Here is a 23502-nt window from a genome sequence, read left to right on the forward strand (position 1 = left end):
GAAATTACGAGGCCCCGGTAAGTGTAGTTGCAGGAGCCATGCCAGGCCGTTTACTCATCAATTAAATAGATTTTGCAATGAAATGGTACCTGCATAGACCGCACCTCCCGAATAAAAAACTGGCCGGATTTTATGCGGATAACTAAGTCAAGCATGGCTGGCATCAGGTCTGCCTCACATTGCCCCAGCTCAGTTAGTATTTCATCAACTACTGCCTCATACGCACTTCCCTCTTCCGACCGTCCCACCAAGATGCGCAGCTGCGCCGAATCCCGCATAAACTCCCTTCCCAGCTTGTAGCCGCGCAACGTGAAGTAAGCCGTAGCAATACGCACTACTTGCTGGGCGGCGGGGAAAAAATGCTTAACGAAAACTAGCCCTACCCCTGCGCCTGCTCCATACGCGGGCTGGTCGGCCGCATCGTAACCCAATAAAAAATGTTCCTTGAGGTCCAAAAGAGTAGCGGCTAAAAAGCTTCATTGTCACAGCAAGCCACCAAATTATTCCTTTTTATTCAAGATGTCAGCCATGCCAATAATTCGGCACTCAGGGAACATCGCAAATATCCGGTCTGCGAATCAATATCGGTAGCCGCCGACGTGTCGTGATTACTAGTTTGTTGCCCCACCCGAATATAGGAAACCCCGCCCCGGATAACCTGCGGCCCCGCGCCGCCCGCCCCCACCAGCGGCCGCGTAAACTCGCCCTCCACGGCCGTTTCTTCCCCTGCCTGGGGGTAGAGCAGCCGCACCCGCGTGGCCTCAAAATGATGCGCGTAGGCGAATAGCTGACGCAAATCATTCTCGGCATGATAACCGTTGGGCCGCTTCCACTTGGCATCCAGAATGAGGCTGCCGTGGGTGGGGTGCTGGAGCAGGATGTCGGGCTGCATCCGGCTTTGCTGGCCGTTTTCAGCCTGCCAGAACACTACTTTGGCCGGCTTGCGCATGGCCCAGCCGGCGGGGGCCAGCCGCCGCAAGGTGCGCAGCAGGTAAGCTTCCCAGACGTGGTTCATGTTGAAAAACAGCGCAATCAGCTCCTGCGGGCCGCTGTTGACTTCGGGGCTTAGGCGCAGCAGCAGGAGCCGGGCAATGCGCAGGGCCGGGCGGTAGGCGGCCATTTTGCGGTCGTAGCGCAGGCAGGCGAAGGTGGCGGGGGTAGGGCGCACGGCCGCCACCTCGGGCCAGGCGAGCAGGGCGCGGGCGGCCCGGCCATGCAGGGTGGGCGAGGGGGTAAGGGCCGGCAGCAGTACCAAAGCCTGTCGCAGCAGGCGATGGGGCAGGTGGTCGGGGTCGTAGGTCTGGTGGCGGGTATAGAAGCGCTCCTGATGCACCACATTGCGGACTAGGTGCTGGCTAAAGAGGAGGCTGCCTTTGAGGGCTTTCACCTGGCCTTCGTGCGGGCGGTAGCGCTTCACAAGGCCCCGGTGCAGCAGCGCTTCTACCTCCGTCAGAAACAGCGCCGGATAGAGGTCGAGCAGGCTGTTTTCGCGCTCGTGCAGCAGGGCCGTGTTAAACGAATCAACGGGCAGCAGGCCCGCTTCGGCCAGCATTCGCAGCAGCAGGCGGCACCAGCGGTCAAAGTTTTCCCCAGTCTCCGGGGGGCGGCCAGGCACGGCATCGGCCTTGGGCAATACCTCAATGGTGAGGTTGCCGGCTTGCAGCACGCCCACGTAGTGCTTGAACCGGATGGCGCGGTGCTGAATAGCGTAGTAGCGCCGGCCCGCGCCGGTATCGTGGTAGCGCAGCAGGGCATCCCAGTGCGCGCGGGTGAACTCAGTCCCGTTTTGCCGGTAGCCGATGGGTAGGAGGCTGTGCTCCAGAACCCGAATGATGCTTGCCATGCGCAGCTTAGGCCGGGGCGTAAATCTGCTGAAAAGCCTAGGCTGGCAGGGTAGCCACCTCGGCCAGCCGGTATACGGGGCGCTCGCGCAGCCTGGCCGCATCATAGCCCTTAAACTTGGCCAGGGCATAGCGACCCGGCTCAGTTGGCTGGCTGACTTTGATTGAGGTGGTCTATCTAAAACGGACAGCGAGAAGTCTTAACTTCCGCTGCCCATGACTGAAAAATCGAATTTTGGAGGGCTTCCCTCCACCCGAAAAAAATACACGCCGGCTTTCAAGGCCGAGTGCGTCCGCCAAGTAGCGGCCGGGGCCCGGCAAAGCGACGTGGCCCGTGCCCAGGGCATTTCGCCCGCCCTGCTGGGCCGCTGGCAACGCCAGGCCTTGGAAGCTGCCGTACCCAGCAGCGCGGAGCGCGACGAAATCCGGCAGTTGCGGGCCGCGCTCAAGCGCGTGGAAATGGAGCGCGATATGTTAAAAAAAGTCGTGACCAGCAAATGCTTGAAGCGCATTATCTCCCAACCGCCCCAGTTATGAGCCGCTACGCCTTCGTCGCGGCCTGCACCGAGCCGTGGCCGGTGCAGTTCCTGTGCCGAGTGCTGGGCGTGAGCCCGGCCGGCTACTACCAGTGGCGGCAACAGCCGGCCGCCGCGCCGGCCCCGTGGCAGGCAGCGGCGCAAGCGGCGTTCACGCGCCACGCCCGGCGCTACGGCACCCGGCGGCTGCGGGCCGAGTTGCACGCCGAGGGACACGCCGTGGGCCGCTACGCCCTGCGCACGTGGCTGCGCGGCCAAGGCTTGCAGGCGCTGAGCACCCGCCCGCACCGGCCCCGCACCACGGTGGCCGACCCGGCCGCTGTGGTGGCCGAAAATCGGCTACTCGGCCAGCCCGCGCCCACCGCTCCCGACCAAGGGTGGGTCGGCGACATCACGTATTTGCCGCTCGTGGGCGGCCGCTGGTGCTACCTGGCCACCTGGCGCGACACCTGCTCGCGCCGGGTGGTGGGCGGGCACCTGGCTGCGCAGATGCCTACCGAACTTGTGCTCCACGCCCTGGAACAAGCCCTGACGCTGCGCCAGCCCGCGCCGGGCTTGATTATTCACGCCGACCGCTGCAGCCAGTACACCAGCGTTGCCTGCCGCGCCCGCATCGAAAAGGCCAAGGCCCTGCCCAGCTTCAGCCGACCGGGCAATCCCTACGACAACGCCCAGGCCGAGGCCGGCTGGAGCACCCTCAAAACCGAACTGCTGCCCCACGGCACTGCGTTTGCCTCGCTCGAAGAAGCCCGTTTGGAAGTTTCTTGGTACCTCGATACCTACTTCAACCTCGACCGCCGCCACTCCGCCCTCGGCTACCGCTCGCCCCACCAATTCGAACGCGACCTGAAACTCAACCTATCTTAGCTCATTGTCCGTTTTTACTGGACCACCCCAGTACTGTGGCTTAAATTTGAGGTATGGAGACAAGCCGGTGTTACCCCAGCAATATTAGCCTTGGTTAAAAGTTTGGTCCAAAAGTCGCATTTACCCATTCCTAATCCGCTCCCGTAATGCGCTGCTTGCTCCGCGGGCCGCTACGCTGGAAAGGAAACGCCGGTCGCCTGCTCGGCTAGGTGCCACAATTCTTTGGCTATGGTTTCATCTAAGGCGTGCGGCGCAATGGGGGCCTCGGCGGGATAGCCCCGAAAGCCCCCGTTCTGGTCGGGACTGTACAGTTTGCCGCCAGCGGCCTCGGGGGCCGCCGCCGCGTAGAGCACCGTCAAGGCCCCTTGCCAGGGTTCCATCGGTGGGCCGCCCCACCGCACTTCGGCCGCCGCCAGGTACTCGGCGCTAATATCCAGCGCCCACGAAGTCCGGTTCGCGCCGGGTTGAGCGGCCATCGAGAGCACCTGCCCATGCGTGGCCGTTATACGGCGCTGTAATTCGAGGGCAAACAGTAGGTTAGCCAACTTGCTTTGCCGGTACTCGCGCAGCGCGTCGTAGTCTTTTTCCAAGCGCAGGTTTGTCAAGTCGAGCCGTCCGTCCAGATAGCCCATGCTGCTCACCGTCACCACCCGCGCGCCGGGCATCGCGTTGAGCAACGGATACAAGCGGCCGGTCAGGGCAAAATGACCTAAGAAATTTACCCCAAATTGCAGCTCGTAGCCTTCGGCGGTGGTACTGGCGGCGGGCGGGACCATTGCGGCGGCGTTGTTCACCAATACGTGCAGCCGCGGATGCTGCTGCCGAAAGGTATCAGCAAACTGGTGGACCTGGCCTAAGTTAGCCAAATCCAAGTGCGCCACTGCCAACGTGCCGGCACCGCCAAGCTGTTGCATGGTCCCTTGCGCGTGCTGAGCGTTGTCGAGGTTGCGGCAGGCCAGTACCACGTGCGCGCCAGCCTGGTAAAGAGCCAGGGCGGTTTCGTAACCTATCCCCGTGTTAGCCCCGGTGACAAGTACCGTTTTGCCAGCTAAGTCCGGCAACTGCTGCGTGGTCCACATATATTAAGTGCGTTGAGTTTTTGGCAAATGTCGGGCCGAATGTTGGGAGCTGGTTTGTTGAATGGCTCATTTTGGGGTAGCTAGACATAAGTGAATACGCTAGCAAATACGACTTTTGGATTAACTTTTAACCGGGGCGATTTCTACCCGTCGCTACGTGGGGCAGGCAGCCTGTTGGTCAGGCTTGCTTAACGCAGTGAGGAATAAAATCAAGTACCTGGCCCATAACTTGCCGGAACCGATTCCTTACAGGGTAAGCTGCTCCCAAAAGACCACTTTCCCTTTTTGGGCCTGCACGAACCGCACACCCCCGTCCTGCGAAATGACAATGGCCATGCTTTCGGGTTCGGCTAAGCACAGGCGGTAGGCAGCGCGGTGGCGGGTGCCGCCCTGGTCGGCGGCTTCCATTTGCAGCTGGGTCGCGCCGGGGTTTTGCGCCCGGTACACATGTGTCAGGGCCAGCTTGGGGGCGTAAACCTCAATGCCGAAGCCAATGATGGCTAACTGCTTGGTCACTACCAGCGCCCCGTCCACGGTCATTAAATCAGCCAGCAGGTCGGCGTACTGACTCACGGCCGCTTCCAGCTCCAGCAGCCGGGCATCATCCGCCCGCCGGTAGCGGCTCCAGGTAATGTCGCCCAGCTCGCCGAGGCGGGCGATGATGGCCACTTGCAAGCCGTTGTAGTAGTGCGCCTGGGTAGGCAGGCGCACGGGATATTTGGGCCGCAGCGTGGCGGCCGGCCCCACGCAATGGGCCACGCTGGTGGTGGGCACGTAGGCCAGCATCCCGCCGTGGCCGCTGGCGCGCGCCCGCGCCACCACGCGCCGGGTAACGTGGTGCGCTAGCTCCGCGAGCAGGGGCATCAGGTCGGGGGGCGCGGCGAGGCCCGCCGCCGCGAGCTGGGGTCCGAGCACGTCAATATTTTCCGCGAAGCGGCCCTGCGACCAGGCCAGCGGGTACTCCACGAAGCCGTGGCCTTCGACGTGGCCGTACTGCAAAGTCAGCACCCGGTCGCGGCCGTAATAAAACACCAGGTTGCCGGGGCCGCAGATTTCGAGCAGCAGGGTTGGCGGCGTAGGACTGGGCGCAAAGGGCCGGGCCTTCCCGGGCTGGCCCCAGGGCGAATGATTCCGCAGCAGGCCCCAGATGAGTAAGCCGGCGGCCGTATCAGCGCGGACAGCCAGCAGGCTGCTGGGCGAGCGAAGCGCCGGACCGAGTCGACGAATCTCCTGCGCCTCGTAGGGCCGGGGCGTGGCCAGCTCCAACACGTAGGGGCCGTTGTTTTCCGGGGCGTGCGGCAAGTCTTCCAACGCGCTTAAGATAAGCCGGCAGCGCACCGGCTGGCCTTCCTCAACCAGCAAGCTGGCCTGATACGCGACAGAAATAAAGGATTCTAGCTCTGGCAGCGGTGGTAAGGGGCTAGCCGCCGCCGGCCAGCGGACCAGCAGCTCGGTCGCCAAATGGCCGGGATAATAATGAAGTTTCATCTTCCGAAAGCGACGGGTTGAGCCGGGATTAGATAGATTAAGGGTGAAAAGTACCAGCACTACTTGAAGCTGAGCAGCAAGTGAATGACCTAATGACCCGCTTTTACTTGTCAGGCTTTCGGCACCACTTGCTCATGCAAAAAGCCTACAAAGTCGCCGGGGGTGCGCAGGGGCACTTCGTCGGGAATGGTGAGCTGGAAGCGGCTTTCCACGGCCAGAATGATGTCCACCATGTCTATGGCCTCGAAGCCAAACTCACGCGGCAGGTCGGTGGTAGGATGCAGGTGGTTCAGCCGGATGCCTTTGCGCTGGCTGATAAGTCGCCGTACCTGCTGCATCAATGCAGCGAAGGCCGCTTCGGAAGAATACTGATGCGAAAGCATAAGCCAAGAGAAAAAAGGGTGAAAATGAGCCGGGCACTTTCTGCCAGCCAGTAGCCCCGCCCGCCGCTACTCGCCGGTGGCCTTCACCAGCGCAGCCTCAGCAATGCGGTATTCCGCCTTGGCATCGACCAGCGCGGCGGCGGCCTGCTGGGTTACGGTCTGGGCTTCGAGCAAATCGGGGAGCGCGAGCAGACCGGCGTGGAAGCGGTTGTCGTTCAGGCGCTGGTTTTCCTGTGCTTGTTCCACGCTCAGGCGTTGCAGCGCCACGCGCCGGGCCGCCTGATTGAGGCGCAGCAGGTCGCGGCTGATTTCCAGCGCCACCTGCTGGCGCGCTTCTGCTAGGTCGGCCTGGCTGGCCTGGGCCTGGTAGCGGCGTTGCGATTCGAGCAGCCGGTTTTCCCGCCAGTGCACCAGGGGCAGGTTCAGGCTCACTACCGCGTAGGCGGGGGTGTAGCTGGTTTCGGGCAGCAGAAAGCTCGGCTTCTGCTGCAAATAGAGCGCGTTCACGCTGCCTGCAATTTGGGGTAGGCGGGCGCTGCGGGCCAGCACGATTTGCAGCGAATCGGTCTGGTTGGCCAGTGCGAGCTGGCGCAGCTCGGGCCGCTGGGCCAGGGCGCGCTGGGCATAGTCGGCGGGGCCGACGGGCGCGAAATCGCCCTCAATGGATTCGGCCAGGCGCAGCGAATCTTCGGCGGGGCGGCCGATGAGCTGGCTGAGCACCAGCCGGCTCAGGCGCTGCTCGTCGCGGGTGCGCAGCAGGCGCACTTCGGCATCGCGCAGCTGCACCTGCGCCCGCAGCAGGTCGGCCTTGTAGCCGATGCCCGCCTGGTACTTGTTGTCGAGGTCGCGCACCAGGGCTTGCAGCTGGGCACGGTTACCAGCGGCCAGCGCCACCTGCTCGCGCAGGGCCACGGCCTGCCAGTAGGTCTGGTCGGTTTCGACGATTAATTCCTGCCGGGTCTTGCGCACGTCCTCGGCCGATACTTGCGTATTAAGGCCCGACAAGGCGATTTGGGCGCGTACCCGCCCGCCCGCGTAGATGGGCTGGTTCAGGGCCAGGCCGCCGGTGATGCCCTGGGCCTGCAAGGGCGTGCCGCGCACGCCACGCACGAAGTAGCCGGTGCTGGTGAAATCGAGCTTAGGCAGGCGGCTGGTTTGGGCGGCGCGGTAGGCGGCCTCGGTGGCCTGCTGCTTGCGGCGGGCTGAGGTCAGGCGCTGGTTCTGGCTCAGGGCCAGCGCCCGGCACTCGGCCAGAGTCAGCGGGGCGGGAGCAGCGGGCACGGTTTGGGCGTAGAGGCCCGGAACCAACAGCCCCAGGCCCACGCAGAATAGGAGTTTCATCAGTAAAAAGCTACGGTTTCAAGTGGACTAAATTTTTTAGTCCAACGTATTATATTGGTAATCAAGGTGTAGTCTAGCATTTACCGCAGGCAGCTATCAGGCTACACCCTAGATGGCTACTGCCCTACCCCCATTACCCCGCCACGGCCAGCGCCGGCTCGTCCTCGTGGTTCTCAACCGGCGTTTTTTGCCCGCGCAGCGACACGTAGTAGAGCACTGGCACCACGAACAGGGTCATTACCATTGCCACCATAATGCCGAAGGCGATGACGCTGCTCAGCGGCGACCACAGCGGCGACTTGCTGAGTATCATGGGGATAACACCCACGGCCGCGGCCGACGAGGTGAGGAAGATGGGCCGCATCCGGCGGTGGGCCGAGGCGATAGCCGCCTCCTTGACCGAGTAGCCATGCTCGCGCACCAGCTCGTCGGCGTAATCCACCAGGATGATGCCGTTGCGCACTACGATGCCCAGCAGGCTGTTGATGCCCAGAAACGCGGTCATACCCAGCGGGTTATCCGTTAGCCAGAGGCCAAACATGGCTCCCGGCAAACTCAGGAAGAACGTGGAGAGCACGATGAGCGCCCGGCCCAGGTGGCGGAATTGCAGTAGTAGCGTTACGAAAATCAGCAAAAAGCTCAGCGCCAGCGCCAGATTGGTATTGGGCGCGGCGTCGCGGCCCGACTCGTCGTCGCCGCCGTATTCGAGGTGGGTGCCAGCCGGCAGCTTCAGCGCGTCAAGTTGGGGCCGCACATCGGCCAGAATCTGGCTGGCCACCCGGCCAAAATCCGTGTCGCTGCTCACCGTGAGGGTGCGCAGGCCGTTGCGGCGCACGATGTTGCTCAGGTGCCAGGCCGGCACCACGTCCGCTACCTGGCGTAGCGGCACCTTGGTGTTATAGGCGGTGGTCACGTACACTTGGCTGATGTCGCTGAGTTGCTGCCGGTCCTGCGCGTCCAGGCGCAGCACGATATCGAGGGGTTTGTCACCCTCCCAGAGCGTCGAAACGACCCGGCCCTTGAGGTTACCGCCCAGGGTTTGGGCCACCGCCTCCCGGCTCACGCCTAGGCGGTCGGCCTCATCGGGCTTCACCTCCACGTTCACGCCCAGGTAGGGATTGCGCCAGTCGTCGCGCACGAAGTGGGTATTGGGGGTGGCGGCGAAAATCTGCGCCACCTGCTGGCCTACCCGGCGCAAATTGGCCGCTTCGTCACTCACCACGCGCACTTCCAGCGGCGCTTTGGTTTCCTTCCAGCTCAGGCGGCGCACCCGCACCGAGCCCTCGGGCACCAGCTTTTGCAGCGAGTGGGCGTACTTTTTGGCCAGCTCCACGGTGGCCTCGCCGCTGGTCGTGTTGATGAAAATCTGGGCGTAGTTCTCGGCCGGTGCCTCGGGGGCGTAGCTCGAATAGAAGCGCGGCGAGCCGGTGCCGATGAAGCTCACGACCTGCTCAATGCCCTTATTACCCTTGATGGCGGCCGTTACGCGGTCCACGGCCTTTTCGGTTTGGGCTTCGGGCGTGCCCTCAGGCAGCCACAATTCCAGGTTGAACTGGTCGCGCTCCGAGTAGGGCAAGTACTCAAACTTGACCTGCGAGCCGAACACGCCGGCGAAAATCAGCGACGAAAAACCCAGTGTCAGCACCAGCTTGGGGTGCTCAAAACTCCAGTCCACGGCCCGGTTGAAGCGCGCCTGCACCCGGTCAATGACCGAGAGCTTGGGGGCCGGTGCGCCCGCCGGGCGCGGCGCGTGCAGGCCCTTGCGAATGGCGAAGTAGCACATCGAGGGCGTGAGCAGCATCGAGACCGTGAACGAGACCGTCAGGGCCACCGCCACCGTGGCCGGAATGTGCAGCGAAAACTCCCGCGTGAGGCCAGTGTAGACGATGGCCGAGGGTAAGAAAGCGAAAATGATGGTGGCCGTGGCCGCCAGCACCGGCACGAATAAATCGGTGGCCGAGCGCCAGGCGGCCGTCCAGCGGTCCATGCCCTCGTCGAGCTTCTCCACGTAATTGTCCACCACCACAATGGCATCGTCCACCACCATGCCCAGCACAATCACCAGCGCCGCCAGCGACACCTGCTGAATCTCCATGCCCAGCATATTCAAAATGGCGAACGTGATGAGGATGGACAGCGGGCAAGCAATGGCCGAAATCAGGGCAATGCGCAGAGGTAACAACAGCATGACCACGGCAATGACCGAGGCCACGGCAATGCTCAGCTCCACGAAAAAATCGCGCAGCTTATGGTCCACCACCCGCGGCTGGCTCACGATTTCCTGCACCTTCACCCCGGCCGGAAATTTGGCCTCCACCTCTTTAATGCGGGCGCTGAGCTTATCGCCAAACCACACCATATTGTTGCCCGGCTGCATTTCCACCGTCAGCATCACCGCCGACTGCCCATCAATCTTGATGCGCGAGGTCAACTCCTCGTTGCGGCGCTCCAGCTGCGCCACGTCGCGCAGCCGCACCTGGTTGCCAGTCGCGGGGTTGCTGTACACCAGTTGATTAGCCAGCTCCTGCTGCGAGCGGAACAGCCCCTCAGTAAATACCGGTACCCGAGCATCGGGCAGCGTCAGCTCGCCCGAGTAGTTCACGTTGTTCTGGCCTTGCAGCACCCGCCCGATTTGGGCGGCATCCAGCCCGTATTGCCGCAGCTGGGCGGCCGAAGTCGTGACGTAGACCTGCTCGCGCTGTTCGCCGTAGCGCCGGATTTTTGACACCTGCGGCAGCGTTTTAATCGCATCTTCCAACTGGTCCAGGTACTCCTTGAGGTCGGCGTAGCTGCGGTTTTTCGCCGTCACGGCCAGCATCAAAGCCACCACGTCGCCAAACTCGCCGTTGACGAACGGCCCCTGCACGGCGGCGGGGTAGGCTTGGCGGTTGGCATTGAGCCCGTCCTGAAGCTTAGCCCAGAACTTATCGGTGTCCGTCACCCAGTCTTGCAGCGTCACGTTTACTACCACCTCCCCGGCCTTGGTCGTGGAGTAGGTTTTCTCCTTGCGTATCTCCTTATAGCTGAACAGCTGCTGCTCCAGCTTCTTGGTCAGCTGGTTTTCCACTTCCAGCTCATTAGCCCCCGGATACACCGCCAGCACCAGCCCCTGCCGGATGGTGATGTGGGGGTCTTCCATGCGCGGCATACTGTACACGGCCCACGCGCCCGCCAGCGCCAGCAGCAGCGTGAAGCCGAACGTCACCTGCCGGTATTTCATGGCCGCCTCAATTAAGTTGATGCGGCGCTTTGGTTTTGGGGGTTGCATAAAAAAAATAATGGGTAGAGGGTTACAAAATCCGAATCGCCTGCCCGTCACTCAGCCGCTGCTGGCCGGCCACAATGACCTTCTCGTCGGCCTTCAGGCCCTGTTTGATGACGACCTGCTGGCCCTGCACGGCCCCCAGCACCACGCGGCGGCGGCGGGCGGTGGTGCCGGCCGCATCGGCCACGTACACCACGCTGGCCCCGTCGGGCTCCTGTACCACCAGCTGCGGGGCCACGGCCACCACGGCTTGGTTTTGGCCCGCCGGCAGCGGAATGCGGAGGCTGGCCAGCATTCCCGGCAGCAGGCGCAGGCCGGGGTTGGGCAGCAGCACCTTCAAGTAGAAGGTGCGCGAGGTAGGGTCCGCTACCGGGTTGATAACCTGCACCGTGCCGGGGTAGTCGCGGCCCAGCGCGGGCACTGTCACCCGCACCTTCGCGCCCTTGGCAATCCGGCCAATCTCGGCTTCCGGCACCACCGCCCGCGCAAATACCTGCTCGGTCTTGATGAGGCTGAAGGCTGGGCTGCCGGGCATCACCGTCACGCCCGGCTCCACCATTTTCGCCGCAATCAGCCCGGCAAACGGGGCGTGCAGGTTTGTGTCGCTGAGGTGCTTGCGGGCCACCTGCGCGTCGGCTTCGGCCCGTTGCAGGGCCGTGGTGGCCTGCACCAGCTCGCGCTCGGTTAGGGTTTGCACCTTAAAGAGCTGCTGGGAGCGGCGGGCGTGGTCGCGGGCTTCAAGCAGCGAGGCGTTGGCCCCGGCCAGCCCGCTGGCGTATTCTTCGGGATTTAGTTCAGCTAGCAGTTGGCCCTTCCGCACCTGGTCGCCCTCGCGTACTAGCACCCGCCGCACCGCGCCCGGCACCATAAAGCCCAGGCTGGCCGTGTTTTCGGCCTCAATCGTGCCGCTGTAGGTCTGGTTTTGCGGGCCAGTGAGCGTGCCCACCGCTTGCACTTCCACCGCCACTGGGGCAGGGCCGGCCGGCTGGTCGGTCGTTTTTTCGGCGGCGGACTTCGAGCACGCTACTACCCCCGGCAACAAGGGGAGGGTAAGCCAAAAGAGTTTTAAGAATGGGCGCATGAGGTAAGAAAAAAGCGTGAATAGAATTTTTATTCACAAAGTGACCAGTAGTCCAAATAGAATGAAAAAATAGCAACTTCATCAAAGCTGCTAGAAAGTTTGGCAAGGGTAATACGCTAAAGGATTAAATATCATTCACAAAATGACTATTAGTCCAAAAAATAATCAAGACGGTGCTCTTTCTTGGTTCGCCTACTGCTTTGGCTTACGCAGCCCACCTTCCAGGTAAGCCAAGAACGTTTCAAACAACTCCTGCGAATCAATGTGCCGCTCCTGGGCCAGATGCCCGCCCTTGCTTACGATAAACTGCATCATGCCGTAAGAGGAGGCCCAGAGCGTGTTAGACATGAGGTCGGCCCGCAGGTCGGCCCGCAATGACCCGTCAGCGATACCCTGCTGCAACACGCGCTGAAACAGTTCGTTAATCGCCGTGGTGGTTTCGTACACTACCCCCGCGTTAGTTGTGGGAAAAGGAGATTCGAAGAAAGCGATAAACCCAAAGTAGGCTGGGTTAGCTATCACGAAAGCGTAGTAGCCACGCATCATGCGCAGTATTTTTTGCAGGCCGGAACCTTCGCCCGCCGTGGCCGTAACGTACAAAGCGTGAAGCTCTTGCGTAGCTTGCTCGCTGATAGCCAGCATAATATCTTCCTTGCTGCGGTAGTGCCGGTACAGGGTGCCCTTGCCAAGCTCGGCCTCAGCGGCAATGTCGTCAATGGTGGCTGTTATCAGCCCTTTGGCCAGGAATACCTTTTTGGCGGCTTCCAGAATGGACGTTTCGCGATAGGCTTTTTCCCGCTGTTTGCGCTCGGTTACTCCCATTGACTAAGATGTCATTTTCTGACTGACGGTCTAAAGGTACGCTGGATTTGGCCGGCGAAGGCCCCGCCGCGAAGTTGCGCAGCAGCAGGCCGGCCCAGTTGCGGTAGGGCCGCCAGCGTTCGGCCACCCGTTCAAGGGCCAGCAGGGCGGGGTCATCGCCCAGGTCGTAGGCGGCGGCCATTGCCCGGTGCAGGCGCTTCTCGGTCAGCGGAAAGGCATCCGGCTCGCCTACCCCCCGCAGCATGACCAGTTCGGCTGAGAACGGCCCAATGCCGGGTAGCTGCTGCAATTTCGTCAGCGCCTCGGCACGGGGCAGGGCGCGCAGGCGGGCGCTGCTGAGCCCGTCGCCCGTGGCGGCGTGGCCCAGCACCCGCAGCTGCTCCACCTTGCGGGCGGCCAGCCCCCGCACGGCGGGCAGCGCGGCCAGCTGGTCGGGGGTCGGGAAGGCAAACAGCTGCTGGTCATCCAACTGCACCGCTACCCCGTGGGCCTCCATTATGCGGGCGGTGATGGCCGCCGCCTGCCTTACGGGCAGCTGGTGGCCGATAATGGCCCGCGCCGCCGCTTCGTAAGGGGTAGGAAACAACACGGGGCGTACGCCAGGGTGCCGCGCTCGCAGCTCGGCCACCACCTGGTCGTGGGCGGCCACGGCGGCAAAACCGGCCCCGTCGGTATCGAGCGACAGCATCCGCAGTAGCTGCGTCCGTAGGTCGTCGGGTATGGCCTGGCCGGGGTTAGCCAGCACGCGGGCGCGCACTGGGCCGGCCGGGACGGGCTGGTCCAGGCGCACGCCCACCGTCAGCCAGGAGCCTTCCAGCAGCAGCGCCAGGTCGAGTACGTCGGCCCCGGCACCCGGCTCCGGGCGCAGGGCGGCTACGAAAGCGGCCCCGGCGGCCAGCGCCACGCTGGCCGCCAGCGAGTAATCGCCGGTATAAGGTAGGTGGAGGGTAGTGAGGGGCATGAGTAAGGCGCTTTAGAGTTGCGCATCCCGGTGGGGCCGGAATGTCCAGTTGATGCGCTCGCCCACCGGGCGGGCGGTTTTTAGCACCGCGTGTTCCCATTCTTCCTGGCAACCGGGTAGCATAAGCAGTAGCGAGCCGCTTTCCAGTTCATAGTCCACTACTTGGCCACTGGTCTTGTGACGTAGCTTAAACCGCCGGGTGCTCCCCAAGCTCAGCGAAGCCACGGCCGGCCGCGTCCCAATTTGCGGAAAGCTATCCGAGTGCCAGCCAATGGAGTCTTTGCCGGTTACGTAGCGGTTGCCGACCGCGAAGTGGAAGGTTAGTCCGCTCAGCGTCTGAATCCGGTTGCGGGCTTCGAGCAGAAAATCGGGCCACGGTTCGGCCTTTAGCAAGGTGCCCCGGTATTCATAGCGGAAGTCGTCGCCAAACAGGGATTCCTCGCGCGGCACGGGGATTTTTTTGCCGTACATGTTCATCTCGCCCCGCGTCCAGGGCAGCGCCTGCGACCGGGCAAACCAGTCCAGGCTTTCGGCTGGACCCAGGAAGGTGGGGTAAAAGGCCACGGGCGGCGCGACGGGGGCGGCAAGCAGGGTAGGCATGGCATCGTTAGGTTGGAGTTGACGAATTGATGAGATAAAACACAACCTTGATTATTAACAGATTGCGCCATCATTCTTGCGCTCGCTCGTAGGCCGCTGCGAATTCCGGCGCAAAATCTTCCAGCTTAATTTTTCCTAGCTGAGTTGGCCGGTGCCGCTCATAGTCCGCGCCCAGTGCCCCGCTGTGAATGCTATTGCCCAGGTCCACCGACAGGGCGGCGATATGGGGCGGCACACCGCGCTGTTCCAGGGTTTGCAGCACCTGCTCGTCAGGGAAGGTGACCCACTTCAGCGCGGGCTTGGCGAGGGCCGCGCCCAGCACCCGCGCCACCTCGTCGGGCGTGCGCTCGTCGCTGGCCACGTAGCGCACGCTGCGGCCGGCGGCATCTGGGGCGGTTAGCTCCGCGGCCGCCGCGGCGGCAATGTCAGTGGGGTGCACCAGCACCAGCTTATCCTGACCGCCGTAATTGGCCCCCATAATATCCTGGTGCCTTATCAGCCCGAAGTAGTTGTTCAGGTTATAGTAAAAATAACCGGGCCGCAGGTGCGTCAGGGCCACGTTTGGCAGTGCGTTGAGCAGGCCCTCCACGTCGTGCGAGCCCAGAATAAAGCCGGTGCCCGTGCTTAGGTCCGCGCCCCAGCTGCTGAGGTGCACCACCCGCGGCACGCCCGCCTGACCGATGGCCTGCGCGTAGCTGCCGCCCAGCTGCTGGTAGTACGCCCGCGGGTCGGGCGCGCCAAAATTGGGCGGTATCATCACGAACACGGCCCCGGCCCCGGCGAAGGTCGCGGCCAGAAAGTCCGCGTCCTGCACCGAGCCAATGGCCGCGGTAGCGCCCAGGGCCGCGATAGTGGCCCGCCGGTCGGCACTGCGGCTGATAACCGTGACGGCGTGGCCCTGTCCAACTAGGTTCTCTGCCAGTGGCTGGCCCACATGGCCCAAAGAGCCGGTAATGACAATTTTCATGGAAGTTGTTTTTACGAGGGTAACTTTTTCAATTCGGCCGGGAACGTTGGTCGAATAAGCCTAAAAATGGCCGCTCTCAGCTAACGGCTTGTCCGTACCGCGAGCGGTCTGAAACAAGCCGTTGCCTGGGAGCGGCCATTCAAACGGAGCCTCAGGGCTAGCTCAGGCTGCCCGCCGCGTCGGTCAGCAGCTTGCCGATTTGCTTGATTTTGTCGGCCGTAACGCCTTCGGCGCTGCTGGCGGCGGCCGTCGTGTGGTGGCCGATGGAGGCCAGCGCTTTTTTCAGGGCCGGGCCCGAGAGGTTGTCGCCGCTGAGCAGTGTGTCCAGCTCTTTCAGCTCGCCGGCCAGCTTGTGCAGGGCCGGTACTTTGCTGCCGTTGAGGGTTTCTACCCAGCTGTGAAGGCTGCGGGTAGCACCACCTTTGGCGTGGCTCAGACCCTGGCTAAGCGACTCGATGGTGGAAGTGAGGTGGGCGGTGGCGGAGGTATCCGACATGGTAATGGGGATTGGGGTAAACGAAATGATGAGCTAGGCAAGACCTTCTTGCCGACTCTATTAACGCGGGTAAACTAAAAAGGTTTACTTTTAGTCAAAAAATGACTGATAGTCATAAAATGGCCATACTTATTTTCATTAAGTAGGTATTTATACTGACTACGAATAAGTTAGCAGTTTATAGTTCTATCTGAAGAGCATCAAAAAGTGTGGGGCAATGGGGGTAGGCTGCCATCTGCATCGGTTCTGCTGGCACTGACCGGAAGCCCGGGTACTGTTGCCGGAAATAGTCTTCCCATTCCTCGTTGAGCACTTTGGTACGGGCCTTTACGAGCAGATGCGCGCCCTTTTTGGTCCACTGCATCTGCTGTCGCTTCACCATTCGCTTGGCCAGCACTTGGTTCACCGCCGACTCCACAAAGCCCGTAGACACCCGTTCGCCGTAGCGCTGGCGCTCCGAGTAGTCCACGATGAAGGCGCTGTTCTGCTCCACATAGGTGTGAAAATCAGCCAGTAGCCGAGCCAACGGCTTGTACTTGCTGTATTTCCGGGCCACCAGCGGGTCGTCTTGGTGCGTGGCCAGCGCGTCGTCCAGGTCCAGGATTTTCTCTAGCGCCCGCTCGGCGCTGCCGTGCCAGAGGTGCCATTTGATGCTGGTCAAGCCGTCTTGCAGCGCTTTTCCCCCAGCCGTATCGACCTGAGCGAAGCCCAGCGCGTATTGCTGCAGCACCGTCAGGCGCATGGTCAGGTGAAACCAGTCCAGGATGTGCGTGGACTCCGCACTCAGGTAGCTGGTCAGCGACCGTAGAACCGCGGCTCCATCGGTGAAAAATTCCACCGACTGATTAGCCTGCAGCCCCTGCGAACGCAGGACTTCAAACACGCGCCGCCGTGGCTTGGTATCGACCTCCTGCACGAAGCCGAAGCATTTGGCATCCCCTTCGGCGGGAATGCTTTTGCCCGCAATCACCTCGAAGCAGCCCTTTTTATGCCAGTGCCGGACGTAGCCGCCGTCCAGGCCGACCACCAGCGGGCGAGGCGGGCACGGCAAGGCCTCGCGGTCGCGCTGACAAACGCCGTGAAAAGGGGCCACTTCCTGCGGCAGCTGCTGTTCCTGCGCCTCGATCACGGCATGCAGGTGCTGCTGGATGGTCGTACCTGATAGTCTCGCACTCAGGGGCAGCACGTCGTGGAGCAAATCGGCCGTTTTCTGGTAGGGAATCAGGCTGGCCCACTTGGTTTCCAAATAGAGCCGCTCCGGCGTCACGTGCTGCGGAAATAGGTGCTGGAGGGGGCTGAATGTTTTGGCTCCCGCCTCGGTGGGCAGCAAATAATAGCGCGGGCTGTCGACCGTCACATTCCTGAACAAGGTTTTCAGCTGGAGCGGGTAGCTGCCCTTCTTGCGCAACCCGCTGGGCTCCAAACGCTAGCTACACGCCATAACATCGACCCTAAAACGGTGGCCAAGTGGCGTAAACGCACGACGACTGATGCCCCGATGGAGCCGAAGCCCGTTTCGACGGTGCTTACTACCGAAGAAGAGGCTATTGCCGTCGCCTTTCGTCCCCACACGCTGCTGCCGCTCGATGACTGTCTATAGGCCCTGCAAGAAACCATCCCGCACCTTTCGCGCTCGGCGCTGCACCGCTGTTTTCAGCGCCACGGCGTGAGTCGCCTACCGTTGAGCGAAGACGGGCAGTCCTCGCCAAAGAAAAAGTTTAAAGACTATCCGATTGGCTACCTGCACGTCGATTTTGCCGAGGTGCCTACGGAAGAAGGCCGTTAGTGCCTCTTTGTCGCCATCGACCGCACCAGCCAGGTGGCCTTCGCCGAATTGCCTACGAGAGCGAAACGAGTGGTAACGGCGAATTTTCTGCGGCGCGTGCTGGAGAAATTGCTGTATAAAGTGCATACAGTACTGACAGACAATGGGGTGCAACTCACGCCCCAGCCGCACCAACTCCTACCAGGCGGCCACAGTTTTGACCGTATTTGTCGGGAATACGGCGTGGCGCATCGCCTCACCAAACCGGCCCATCCCTGGACCAACGGGCAGGTCGAGCGCTTCAACCGCACCCTCAAAGAGGCGACCGTGCAGCGCTATCACTACGAATCTACGGCCCAGCTGAACGAACACTTGCAAGCCTTTTTGCTGGCCTACAATCACGCCAAACGCCTCAAACGCCTGCGTGGCCTGACCCCGCACGAGTTTATCTGCGCCCAGTGGCAGAAAAATCCTACTATCTTCAGTCGTGACCCCACCCAGCTCACCCTGGGACTATACATCTAGTAAGCGAAGGAGTTTGAGCGTGTGAGATGTATATGCTGCCATCTTTACCAATGCTTGAAGCGTACATATTTACTTTTTCCACGGTTAGCAGAGTAGCCCGCCCATGTCCGGCATCTATACGCTCTTGTATGTCGGCCAGCTAGGCATCGTACACGAGCTGAAAAGGTAGTTGAGCTACGGTCTGCGGTTGGCTAGCCTGCTGCCATTCGGCTAGCGCCCGGTCAGCCAAAATCCGAAAAATACCCGGCTCAATCGTGTATTGCAACCCGCTAACCTCTTCTCGTAAATCAGGTTTGATACCCTCAACAAAGTCTTCATAGCTAAAGGCTTGGTGAAACGTAATGAAGCCTACTTACCCAGATTGACGATAATTGTCAAAACGGGCTACTACCTGCTCCCTAGAGTAAGTTGTGTTGACAGTATCTTCTGTCAATCTCTCAATTAGCCCTACTACTCGTGCTGCAGTATGAAAGGTTTTGCCTGTACCGGGCGGGCCGTAGAGAATTTGATTTAGCGGGAAGTTCAGCTTAGATTTCTGGCTACTTGGGTTGCCACCTACCAGTGCCGCCAAATGGGTAGGCTCCACAACGCGCTCCACCGTGTCCCAGTAGCGCCCGATACCCGGCACTGCTTTTTCGGTTAAATCTTTCTCTTTGAAATCCTTGTTCCAATTAACGGTCAGATGCCGCCCATCGTCTTGGTTCGCAGTCACCACGCCCTTGGCTTTGATGCGCAGCACCGACGTCTTTAAACCGTTGTGGTAGAATAGCGATTTTATGAAAACCGGGCTGCCAACCGTGATGCTTTTCACTAAATCCAGGTATTCGGCCTGGTAGCCATTTTCCCAAATGTCGTTTTAAATGAAGCGAGTCGTCTGGTCGCGGGGATTGTTGTCGTGCCAGTAAGCACCAAGAAGATAGGCAACTAGTTGGTCAGTCATTAGGGTATATGGTAGCTATTAGTTAATATGAGGGCGCAATGCTGAGTCGCAGCCACCCTGTCTTCCAAACTACCCCCAATGCCTCGCTAGGGTGTAATCTCTTTATACCTTGCTGGGCGGTACCAGTAAAATTTGAAGCTTAGCGCCGCTCGGGCCGCGTAGCCGCTGGTCCGCGCCTAGAAGGGCCTGGGCCAGATAAGCAGGCATGGAAGCTGCCTGCTGGCCGTGCTATATCGCCTGTTAGTCGGAGGTAGGTAACCAAGGAGCCGAGCTGAACGAACAAGGGATGCAGACCGTAGGAAGAATTACGCAAGTGTTTTATTCTGTTCTACGCCCAAATATGGCCAAAAAATCAGTTTCCGACATTATTATCGACACCCTGCAAGCCGCCGGCGTCAAGCGGGTTTTTGGCCTGGTGGGCGACTCGCTCAACGGCATTACCGATGCCATTCGGACGCGCGAGGGCATCGAGTTTATTCAGGTGCGGCACGAGGAAGCTGGGGCTTTCGCGGCCGGGGCCGAGGCGTTCCTCACCGGCGACCTGGCGGTGTGCGCCGGTTCGTGCGGGCCAGGCAATACCCATTTAATCAACGGCTTGTACGACTGCCACCGTTCGCGGGTGCCGGTGCTGGCCATTGCGGCCCACATTCCGAGCGTCGAAATTGGGACCGGTTACTTTCAGGAAACGCACCCTACCCGGCTATTTCAGGATTGCAGTCACTACTGCGAATTGATTTCGACCCCCGAGCAGGCCGTGCGCATTATCGAGAGCGCCATTCAGGCGGCGCTGGGGCTGGGGGGGGTAGGGGTGATTGTCATTCCCGGCGACATCTCGCGTCTCGAAGCCGAAGCGCCGGAGCCACGGCTGGCCTCGCTGGGCCACCACAGCGCCCTCGTGCCGGCTTCCGATAAGCTGGCCGCCGCCGCCGCCCTGCTCAACGACTGCGACAAAGTGACCATTCTGGCCGGCGTGGGCTGCGCCGCCGCGCACCCCGAGCTGCTGCAACTAGCCGCCGCGCTGCAAGCGCCGGTGGTGCACGCGCTGCGCGGCAAGGAGTGCGTGGAGCCCAACAATCCCTACGACGTGGGCCTGACCGGCCTGCTGGGGATGCCCGCCGGCTACCACGCCCTCACGGATGCCGACGGTATTCTGATGCTAGGCACCGACTTTCCCTACCGCCAGTTCTTCCCCGAAGACGCCCGCGTGGTGCAGGTAGATACCCGGCCGCTGCACCTGGGCCGCCGTACCCGCGTGGAAGTGGGCCTGCACGGCACCGTGGCCGAAACCGCCCAGCGCCTCCTACCCCTGCTGCGGCCCCGAACCGACGACGCGCACTTAAAAATGGCTCAGCAGCGCCACCAAGACGATGAGCAGCACCTGGCCGAGCTGGCCACCGGCGAGGCCGGAGCCGCCGCGCTGCACCCGCAGCACGTGGCGCGCCTGCTGGATGAGCTGAGCGCCGACGACGCCATTTTCACCTGCGACGTGGGCACGCCCACTATCTGGGCGGCCCGCTACCTGCACCTGAACGGCCGGCGGCGCTTGCTGGGCTCGTTCATTCATGGCAGCATGGCGGGGGCGCTGTCGCAGGCCATTGGGGCGGCGCTGGCCTACCCCGGCCGGCAGGTGGTGGCCCTGTGCGGCGACGGCGGCTTTGCCATGCTGCTGAGCGAGCTGCTGACGTTGCGCCAGCTGAAGGTGCCTGTCAAGGTTGTCATCTTCAATAACAGCGCCTACGGCTTCGTGGAGCTGGAAATGAAGGCTGCCGGCACCCTGGAATACGGCACCGGGCTCGACAACCCCGATTTCGGCCAGCTGGCGGCGGCGGCGGGCGTGCAGGGCTACCACGTCAGCGACCCCGGCGCGCTGGAAACCGTGCTGCGGGCCGCCTTGGCCCACGATGGCCCGGTGGTGGTCGATGCCATCGTCAACCGCGAGGAGCTGAGTATGCCGCCCCACATTGAAGCCGCGCAGGCCAAGGGCTTCGGTATTTACGCCGTGAAGGCGCTGATGAACGGCCGGGGTAGTGAGTTGCTGGACTTGGCTAAAACCAACCTCTTCCGCTGAAATCGCCGATTTTTATGGATTGGGCAGCTTTCGTAGATTTAAATGGCTGCGTGGAGTTTGCCAAGGGCTTTTTAAGTTTGCCAGGGCGCTTCCTGCGGTCGGTGGGAACGATTTGGGCGCGGGCTGTTTAGTACTAAAGCCAACGCGCTACTGCGCGCCACTTAAAAATCCGCGAAAGCTGCTTAAGCCGCAAAATCTGCGATTCATGACGACCAACGAAATTAAAGCGCTTATCTCCCTGCTCGATGACCCGGAAATTGCCCCCCAGATTCAGGGCGAAATTCAAAGTCTGGGCGAGGCTATTATTCCTTTTTTAGAAGAATCCTGGGAGGAAACCCTGGACCCGCAGCAGCAGAGCCGCCTCGAAAACCTGATTCACCAGTTGCAGTTCGAGGGCTTGCAGCAGCGCCTGCGCGTGTGGCGCGACGCCGGGGCGCAGGACCTGCTCGAAGGCATGTGGCTGCTGAATTCTTATCAGTACCCGGATGCTGACCTTCAGGCCCTTAACCGCGCCATTGAGCAGCTGCGCTTTGAAGCCTGGACGCTGCTGCGCCCCGAAATGCACCCCGCCGACCAGGTGCAGGTGCTCAACCACGTCATTTTCCGCAACCACAAGTTCGCGGCCAACACCCAGCACTTTCACTCGCCGGCCAATTCGATGCTGCACCGGGTGCTCGAAACCAAGCGCGGCAACCCGCTCTCGCTCTGCGTGATTTACCTGCTGGTGGCCCAGCGCCTCGACCTGCCCGTGTTCGGCGTTAACCTACCCAACTTATTTGTGCTGACCTACCTGGTGCAAAAGGATGACGACGACAAGGCCGTACTACCCTTCTACATTAACTGCTACAACCGGGGCGTCATCCTCTCCAAGGCCGACATTGAGCACTACGTGGGCCAGCTCGGCATCACTTCGCAAGATGGCTTCTACGAGCCCTGCACGCACCTCGACATCGTGCGCCGCGCCATGCGCAATCTGCAAGTCGGCTTCGAAAAGCTGCAAGAGCCTGCCAAAGCCGAGGAAGTAGCCCAGCTGCTGGCTCTGCTGCTGGAACAGGATGAGGAACAGTAATTTAGAGATTAGGGGTTAGGGTTCAGTGAGTAGAAATTAGCGTCGCTCAGCAGGTCAATAGAACGATGTTAATCCCAATCACTTCTTAATGAGGCAGCCGGCGGCGCGCTTGTCGGCTACGCCGGCGGGGCGGCCGGCGAGTATGTTATCGAGCACCTGCTGCAAGTAGTGCTGTTGCACGCCGCTGGCTACCTGCGGGTTATCATCAATTGCCCCGCGGTAGCGCACCGCAAACGAGCCGCTGGCCGGCTGCAGCACCACGGCCTCGGTGGTTTTGGCCACGCCCAGAGCCGTGCTGGCCGCGCCGGTATCGGTGAAGGTGGCCAGCGAGCCGCCGCTACCCTCCGCCGCGTCGAGGTTGATGGGTACATTGACGAACATGAACTCGACACCCCGGCCTCCGTAGGCGCTGCTGAGGGCGGCCAAGCGCTCCTGGTAGAGGCGGGTGTAGGCGCAGGCCGGGTTCATAAAAACCACGACAATGGCCTTCTGGCCGCTATAGGCGCTGAGCGAAGTGCTACCCCCCCCGCTTTTTTGCACCGTGAAATCACCGACCGTGCCCTGGGCGCGGGCAACGCTTACCGTGCTGGTAACCAGCAGCAAGGCCGCGGCCAGCAGCCCCGGAAGTTTGCGAAAAGACATGGCAAGGGTAGAAAAAACCAACGAAGAGAGGCGGATTAAGCCGCGTAGGCAAGCTGTTTACGAAAAAACCTGGTAGCAGTAGGTGAGCACGTAGCCGGCCGCCGGCCGAAGGTAACAAATCTGGTGCCGCGAAACGGCCTTGCCCAGGCGCAGCCGGGCGGGCAGCGTGCCAGGCATGGGCCAGGCTTGCGGGGGCAGGTCGAGCAGCAGGTTTTCGCGAAAAATAAGGCCCCGCTGCCCGGCCAGCTTATAGAGCGTTTCCTTCGCGCTCCAAAGCAGGCTGAACAGCTCTTGGTCAGCATGGAGGCCGGGGCAGGGGGGTAGGGAAATTTTTTCTGCAATAGCTAACTCCTTTTCGTTTAAAAACTTGCGGGCGATGCGCTGGGCTTTGTCGCGCACCATTTCTACGTCAATGCCCAGGGCCGTGCCAGGCGGGGCCAGCAGAGCCGCCACCCACTCGCCCGAGTGCGAGAGCGACACCGCCGGCTGCGGCCTTACCCCCGCCAGCCAGGGCCGGCCGGCCTCGTCGTTGCGCAGTAGGGGTAGGGGCGCGGGGCTGGCCGCTGCCAGCAGCCGTTGCGCCAGCACCCGCCCGGCCAGCCACTGCGCCTGGCGCGGGCCGTCGGCGCGGGCGGGCAGCAGCGGGGCGTAGGCGGCGGCATCGGCTAGCAGGGGCCACAGCGCGGCGGGCGTTTCGGTGAGGTGCCAGCGGCCCAGCGTGGCCCCGCCGGGCAGGGGCGTGAGGGAGTGTAAGGGCATTTTTGGC

The 23502-nt window shown here is 61.8% G+C and carries 21 protein-coding genes and 1 pseudogene; 5 read left to right on the plus strand and 17 right to left on the minus strand.

The features are described 5' to 3' along the window. Nucleotides 1–50: 50 nt before the first annotated feature. Nucleotides 51–455 carry a phospholipase D-like domain-containing protein gene (locus LC531_RS06700; RefSeq protein WP_223649542.1) on the minus strand — a complete coding sequence of 135 codons (405 nt, stop codon included), beginning with the start codon at nt 453–455 and terminating at the stop codon, nt 51–53. Between the two features lie 59 nt (nt 456–514). Next, a complete protein-coding gene (locus tag LC531_RS06705; protein WP_223649543.1) occupies nt 515–1843 on the minus strand; it encodes an McrC family protein in 1329 nt (442 codons plus the stop codon). 214 nt (nt 1844–2057) lie between these two features. On the opposite strand from LC531_RS06705, the gene LC531_RS06710 reads away from it, so the two are divergent. Continuing rightward, nucleotides 2058–2378: a transposase gene (locus LC531_RS06710; RefSeq protein WP_223649544.1), complete on the plus strand. Its 321-nt coding sequence runs from the start codon at nt 2058–2060 to the stop codon at nt 2376–2378. After that, nucleotides 2375–3244 carry an IS3 family transposase gene (locus LC531_RS06715; RefSeq protein WP_262903263.1) on the plus strand — a complete coding sequence of 290 codons (870 nt, stop codon included), beginning with the start codon at nt 2375–2377 and terminating at the stop codon, nt 3242–3244. The genes LC531_RS06710 and LC531_RS06715 overlap by 4 nt, the downstream gene beginning before the upstream one ends. Before the next feature lie 170 nt (nt 3245–3414). Here the strand turns inward: LC531_RS06715 and LC531_RS06720 are convergent, their stop codons facing one another. The 12 genes from LC531_RS06720 to LC531_RS06775 all read right to left on the minus strand — a co-directional run bounded on the left by LC531_RS06720 (nt 3415) and on the right by LC531_RS06775 (nt 17084). After that, on the minus strand, nt 3415–4323 hold the full coding sequence (locus tag LC531_RS06720; protein ID WP_223649546.1) for an oxidoreductase: 909 nt from the start codon (nt 4321–4323) through the stop codon (nt 3415–3417). Between the two features lie 246 nt (nt 4324–4569). Continuing rightward, nucleotides 4570–5811, minus strand: a complete 1242-nt coding sequence (locus LC531_RS06725) for a putative sensor domain DACNV-containing protein (RefSeq protein ID WP_223649547.1) — start codon at nt 5809–5811, stop codon at nt 4570–4572. Nucleotides 5812–5921: 110 nt separating this feature from the next. Continuing rightward, nucleotides 5922–6194, minus strand: a complete 273-nt coding sequence (locus LC531_RS06730) for an acyl carrier protein (RefSeq protein ID WP_223649548.1) — start codon at nt 6192–6194, stop codon at nt 5922–5924. Between the two features lie 66 nt (nt 6195–6260). Then, the gene (locus LC531_RS06735; RefSeq protein ID WP_223649549.1) at nt 6261–7535 is read right to left on the minus strand and encodes a TolC family protein; all 1275 of its coding nucleotides are present in this window, start codon (nt 7533–7535) and stop codon (nt 6261–6263) included. A gap of 133 nt (nt 7536–7668) precedes the next feature. Beyond that, complete coding sequence (locus tag LC531_RS06740) at nt 7669–10803, minus strand: efflux RND transporter permease subunit (protein ID WP_223649550.1); 3135 nt, start codon at nt 10801–10803, stop codon at nt 7669–7671. A 22-nt stretch (nt 10804–10825) separates the two neighbouring features. Beyond that, the gene (locus LC531_RS06745; RefSeq protein ID WP_223649551.1) at nt 10826–11881 is read right to left on the minus strand and encodes an efflux RND transporter periplasmic adaptor subunit; all 1056 of its coding nucleotides are present in this window, start codon (nt 11879–11881) and stop codon (nt 10826–10828) included. A 192-nt stretch (nt 11882–12073) separates the two neighbouring features. Continuing rightward, on the minus strand, nt 12074–12703 hold the full coding sequence (locus tag LC531_RS06750; RefSeq protein WP_223649552.1) for a TetR/AcrR family transcriptional regulator: 630 nt from the start codon (nt 12701–12703) through the stop codon (nt 12074–12076). Next, the gene (locus LC531_RS06755; RefSeq protein WP_223649553.1) at nt 12594–13664 is read right to left on the minus strand and encodes a DNA-3-methyladenine glycosylase family protein; all 1071 of its coding nucleotides are present in this window, start codon (nt 13662–13664) and stop codon (nt 12594–12596) included. Before LC531_RS06755 ends, LC531_RS06750 begins: the two co-directional genes overlap by 110 nt. 12 nt (nt 13665–13676) lie before the next feature. Further along, nucleotides 13677–14264 (minus strand): alpha-ketoglutarate-dependent dioxygenase AlkB family protein, encoded by a 588-nt coding sequence (locus tag LC531_RS06760; RefSeq protein ID WP_223649554.1) that lies wholly within the window; start codon nt 14262–14264, stop codon nt 13677–13679. Nucleotides 14265–14334: 70 nt separating this feature from the next. After that, nucleotides 14335–15231, minus strand: a complete 897-nt coding sequence (locus LC531_RS06765) for an NmrA family NAD(P)-binding protein (RefSeq protein ID WP_223649555.1) — start codon at nt 15229–15231, stop codon at nt 14335–14337. A gap of 157 nt (nt 15232–15388) precedes the next feature. Continuing rightward, nucleotides 15389–15727: a hypothetical protein gene (locus LC531_RS06770; protein ID WP_223649556.1), complete on the minus strand. Its 339-nt coding sequence runs from the start codon at nt 15725–15727 to the stop codon at nt 15389–15391. A gap of 178 nt (nt 15728–15905) precedes the next feature. Then, entirely contained in the window at nt 15906–17084 is a 1179-nt protein-coding gene (locus LC531_RS06775; RefSeq protein WP_416139026.1) for an ISKra4 family transposase, read from the minus strand. A gap of 21 nt (nt 17085–17105) precedes the next feature. On the opposite strand from LC531_RS06775, the pseudogene LC531_RS06780 reads away from it, so the two are divergent. Then, nucleotides 17106–18017 (plus strand): annotated as a pseudogene (locus tag LC531_RS06780) (IS481 family transposase). A 352-nt stretch (nt 18018–18369) separates the two neighbouring features. On the opposite strand, the gene LC531_RS06785 reads toward LC531_RS06780, so the two are convergent. Next, nucleotides 18370–18828, minus strand: coding sequence for a hypothetical protein (locus tag LC531_RS06785; protein ID WP_223649558.1), 459 nt, complete (start codon nt 18826–18828; stop codon nt 18370–18372). Nucleotides 18829–19297: 469 nt separating this feature from the next. Between LC531_RS06785 and poxB the strand changes: the two genes are divergently transcribed. Both poxB and LC531_RS06795 read left to right on the plus strand, forming a co-directional pair. Further along, nucleotides 19298–21025, plus strand: a complete 1728-nt coding sequence (gene poxB, locus LC531_RS06790) for a ubiquinone-dependent pyruvate dehydrogenase (RefSeq protein ID WP_223649559.1) — start codon at nt 19298–19300, stop codon at nt 21023–21025. 205 nt (nt 21026–21230) lie between these two features. Beyond that, the gene (locus LC531_RS06795; protein ID WP_223649560.1) at nt 21231–22094 is read left to right on the plus strand and encodes a transglutaminase-like domain-containing protein; all 864 of its coding nucleotides are present in this window, start codon (nt 21231–21233) and stop codon (nt 22092–22094) included. Between the two features lie 78 nt (nt 22095–22172). On the opposite strand, the gene LC531_RS06800 is transcribed toward LC531_RS06795, so the two are convergent. Both LC531_RS06800 and LC531_RS06805 read right to left on the minus strand, forming a co-directional pair. Next, complete coding sequence (locus tag LC531_RS06800) at nt 22173–22736, minus strand: thioredoxin domain-containing protein (RefSeq protein ID WP_223649561.1); 564 nt, start codon at nt 22734–22736, stop codon at nt 22173–22175. 57 nt (nt 22737–22793) lie between these two features. Further along, nucleotides 22794–23495 carry a 4'-phosphopantetheinyl transferase family protein gene (locus LC531_RS06805; RefSeq protein WP_223649562.1) on the minus strand — a complete coding sequence of 234 codons (702 nt, stop codon included), beginning with the start codon at nt 23493–23495 and terminating at the stop codon, nt 22794–22796. Nucleotides 23496–23502 lie beyond the last annotated feature (7 nt).

It is taken from the genome of Hymenobacter psoromatis, from assembly GCF_020012125.1.
Lineage (GTDB): Bacteria > Bacteroidota > Bacteroidia > Cytophagales > Hymenobacteraceae > Hymenobacter > Hymenobacter psoromatis.

Bases quoted from the DNA above. Each gene is read 5' to 3' on its own strand.
- LC531_RS06745 (WP_223649551.1), bottom strand. From the start codon at position 11,881: ATGCGCCCATTCTTAAAACTCTTTTGGCTTACCCTCCCCTTGTTGCCG.
- LC531_RS06705 (WP_223649543.1), bottom strand. From the start codon at position 1,843: ATGGCAAGCATCATTCGGGTTCTGGAGCACAGCCTCCTACCCATCGGC.
- LC531_RS06750 (WP_223649552.1), bottom strand. From the start codon at position 12,703: ATGGGAGTAACCGAGCGCAAACAGCGGGAAAAAGCCTATCGCGAAACG.
- LC531_RS06740 (WP_223649550.1), bottom strand. From the start codon at position 10,803: ATGCAACCCCCAAAACCAAAGCGCCGCATCAACTTAATTGAGGCGGCC.
- LC531_RS06710 (WP_223649544.1), top strand. From the start codon at position 2,058: ATGACTGAAAAATCGAATTTTGGAGGGCTTCCCTCCACCCGAAAAAAA.
- LC531_RS06725 (WP_223649547.1), bottom strand. From the start codon at position 5,811: ATGAAACTTCATTATTATCCCGGCCATTTGGCGACCGAGCTGCTGGTC.
- LC531_RS06765 (WP_223649555.1), bottom strand. From the start codon at position 15,231: ATGAAAATTGTCATTACCGGCTCTTTGGGCCATGTGGGCCAGCCACTG.
- LC531_RS06805 (WP_223649562.1), bottom strand. From the start codon at position 23,495: ATGCCCTTACACTCCCTCACGCCCCTGCCCGGCGGGGCCACGCTGGGC.
- poxB (WP_223649559.1), top strand. From the start codon at position 19,298: ATGGCCAAAAAATCAGTTTCCGACATTATTATCGACACCCTGCAAGCC.
- LC531_RS06715 (WP_262903263.1), top strand. From the start codon at position 2,375: ATGAGCCGCTACGCCTTCGTCGCGGCCTGCACCGAGCCGTGGCCGGTG.
- LC531_RS06735 (WP_223649549.1), bottom strand. From the start codon at position 7,535: ATGAAACTCCTATTCTGCGTGGGCCTGGGGCTGTTGGTTCCGGGCCTC.
- LC531_RS06770 (WP_223649556.1), bottom strand. From the start codon at position 15,727: ATGTCGGATACCTCCGCCACCGCCCACCTCACTTCCACCATCGAGTCG.
- LC531_RS06800 (WP_223649561.1), bottom strand. From the start codon at position 22,736: ATGTCTTTTCGCAAACTTCCGGGGCTGCTGGCCGCGGCCTTGCTGCTG.
- LC531_RS06795 (WP_223649560.1), top strand. From the start codon at position 21,231: ATGACGACCAACGAAATTAAAGCGCTTATCTCCCTGCTCGATGACCCG.
- LC531_RS06720 (WP_223649546.1), bottom strand. From the start codon at position 4,323: ATGTGGACCACGCAGCAGTTGCCGGACTTAGCTGGCAAAACGGTACTT.
- LC531_RS06755 (WP_223649553.1), bottom strand. From the start codon at position 13,664: ATGCCCCTCACTACCCTCCACCTACCTTATACCGGCGATTACTCGCTG.
- LC531_RS06730 (WP_223649548.1), bottom strand. From the start codon at position 6,194: ATGCTTTCGCATCAGTATTCTTCCGAAGCGGCCTTCGCTGCATTGATG.
- LC531_RS06760 (WP_223649554.1), bottom strand. From the start codon at position 14,264: ATGCCTACCCTGCTTGCCGCCCCCGTCGCGCCGCCCGTGGCCTTTTAC.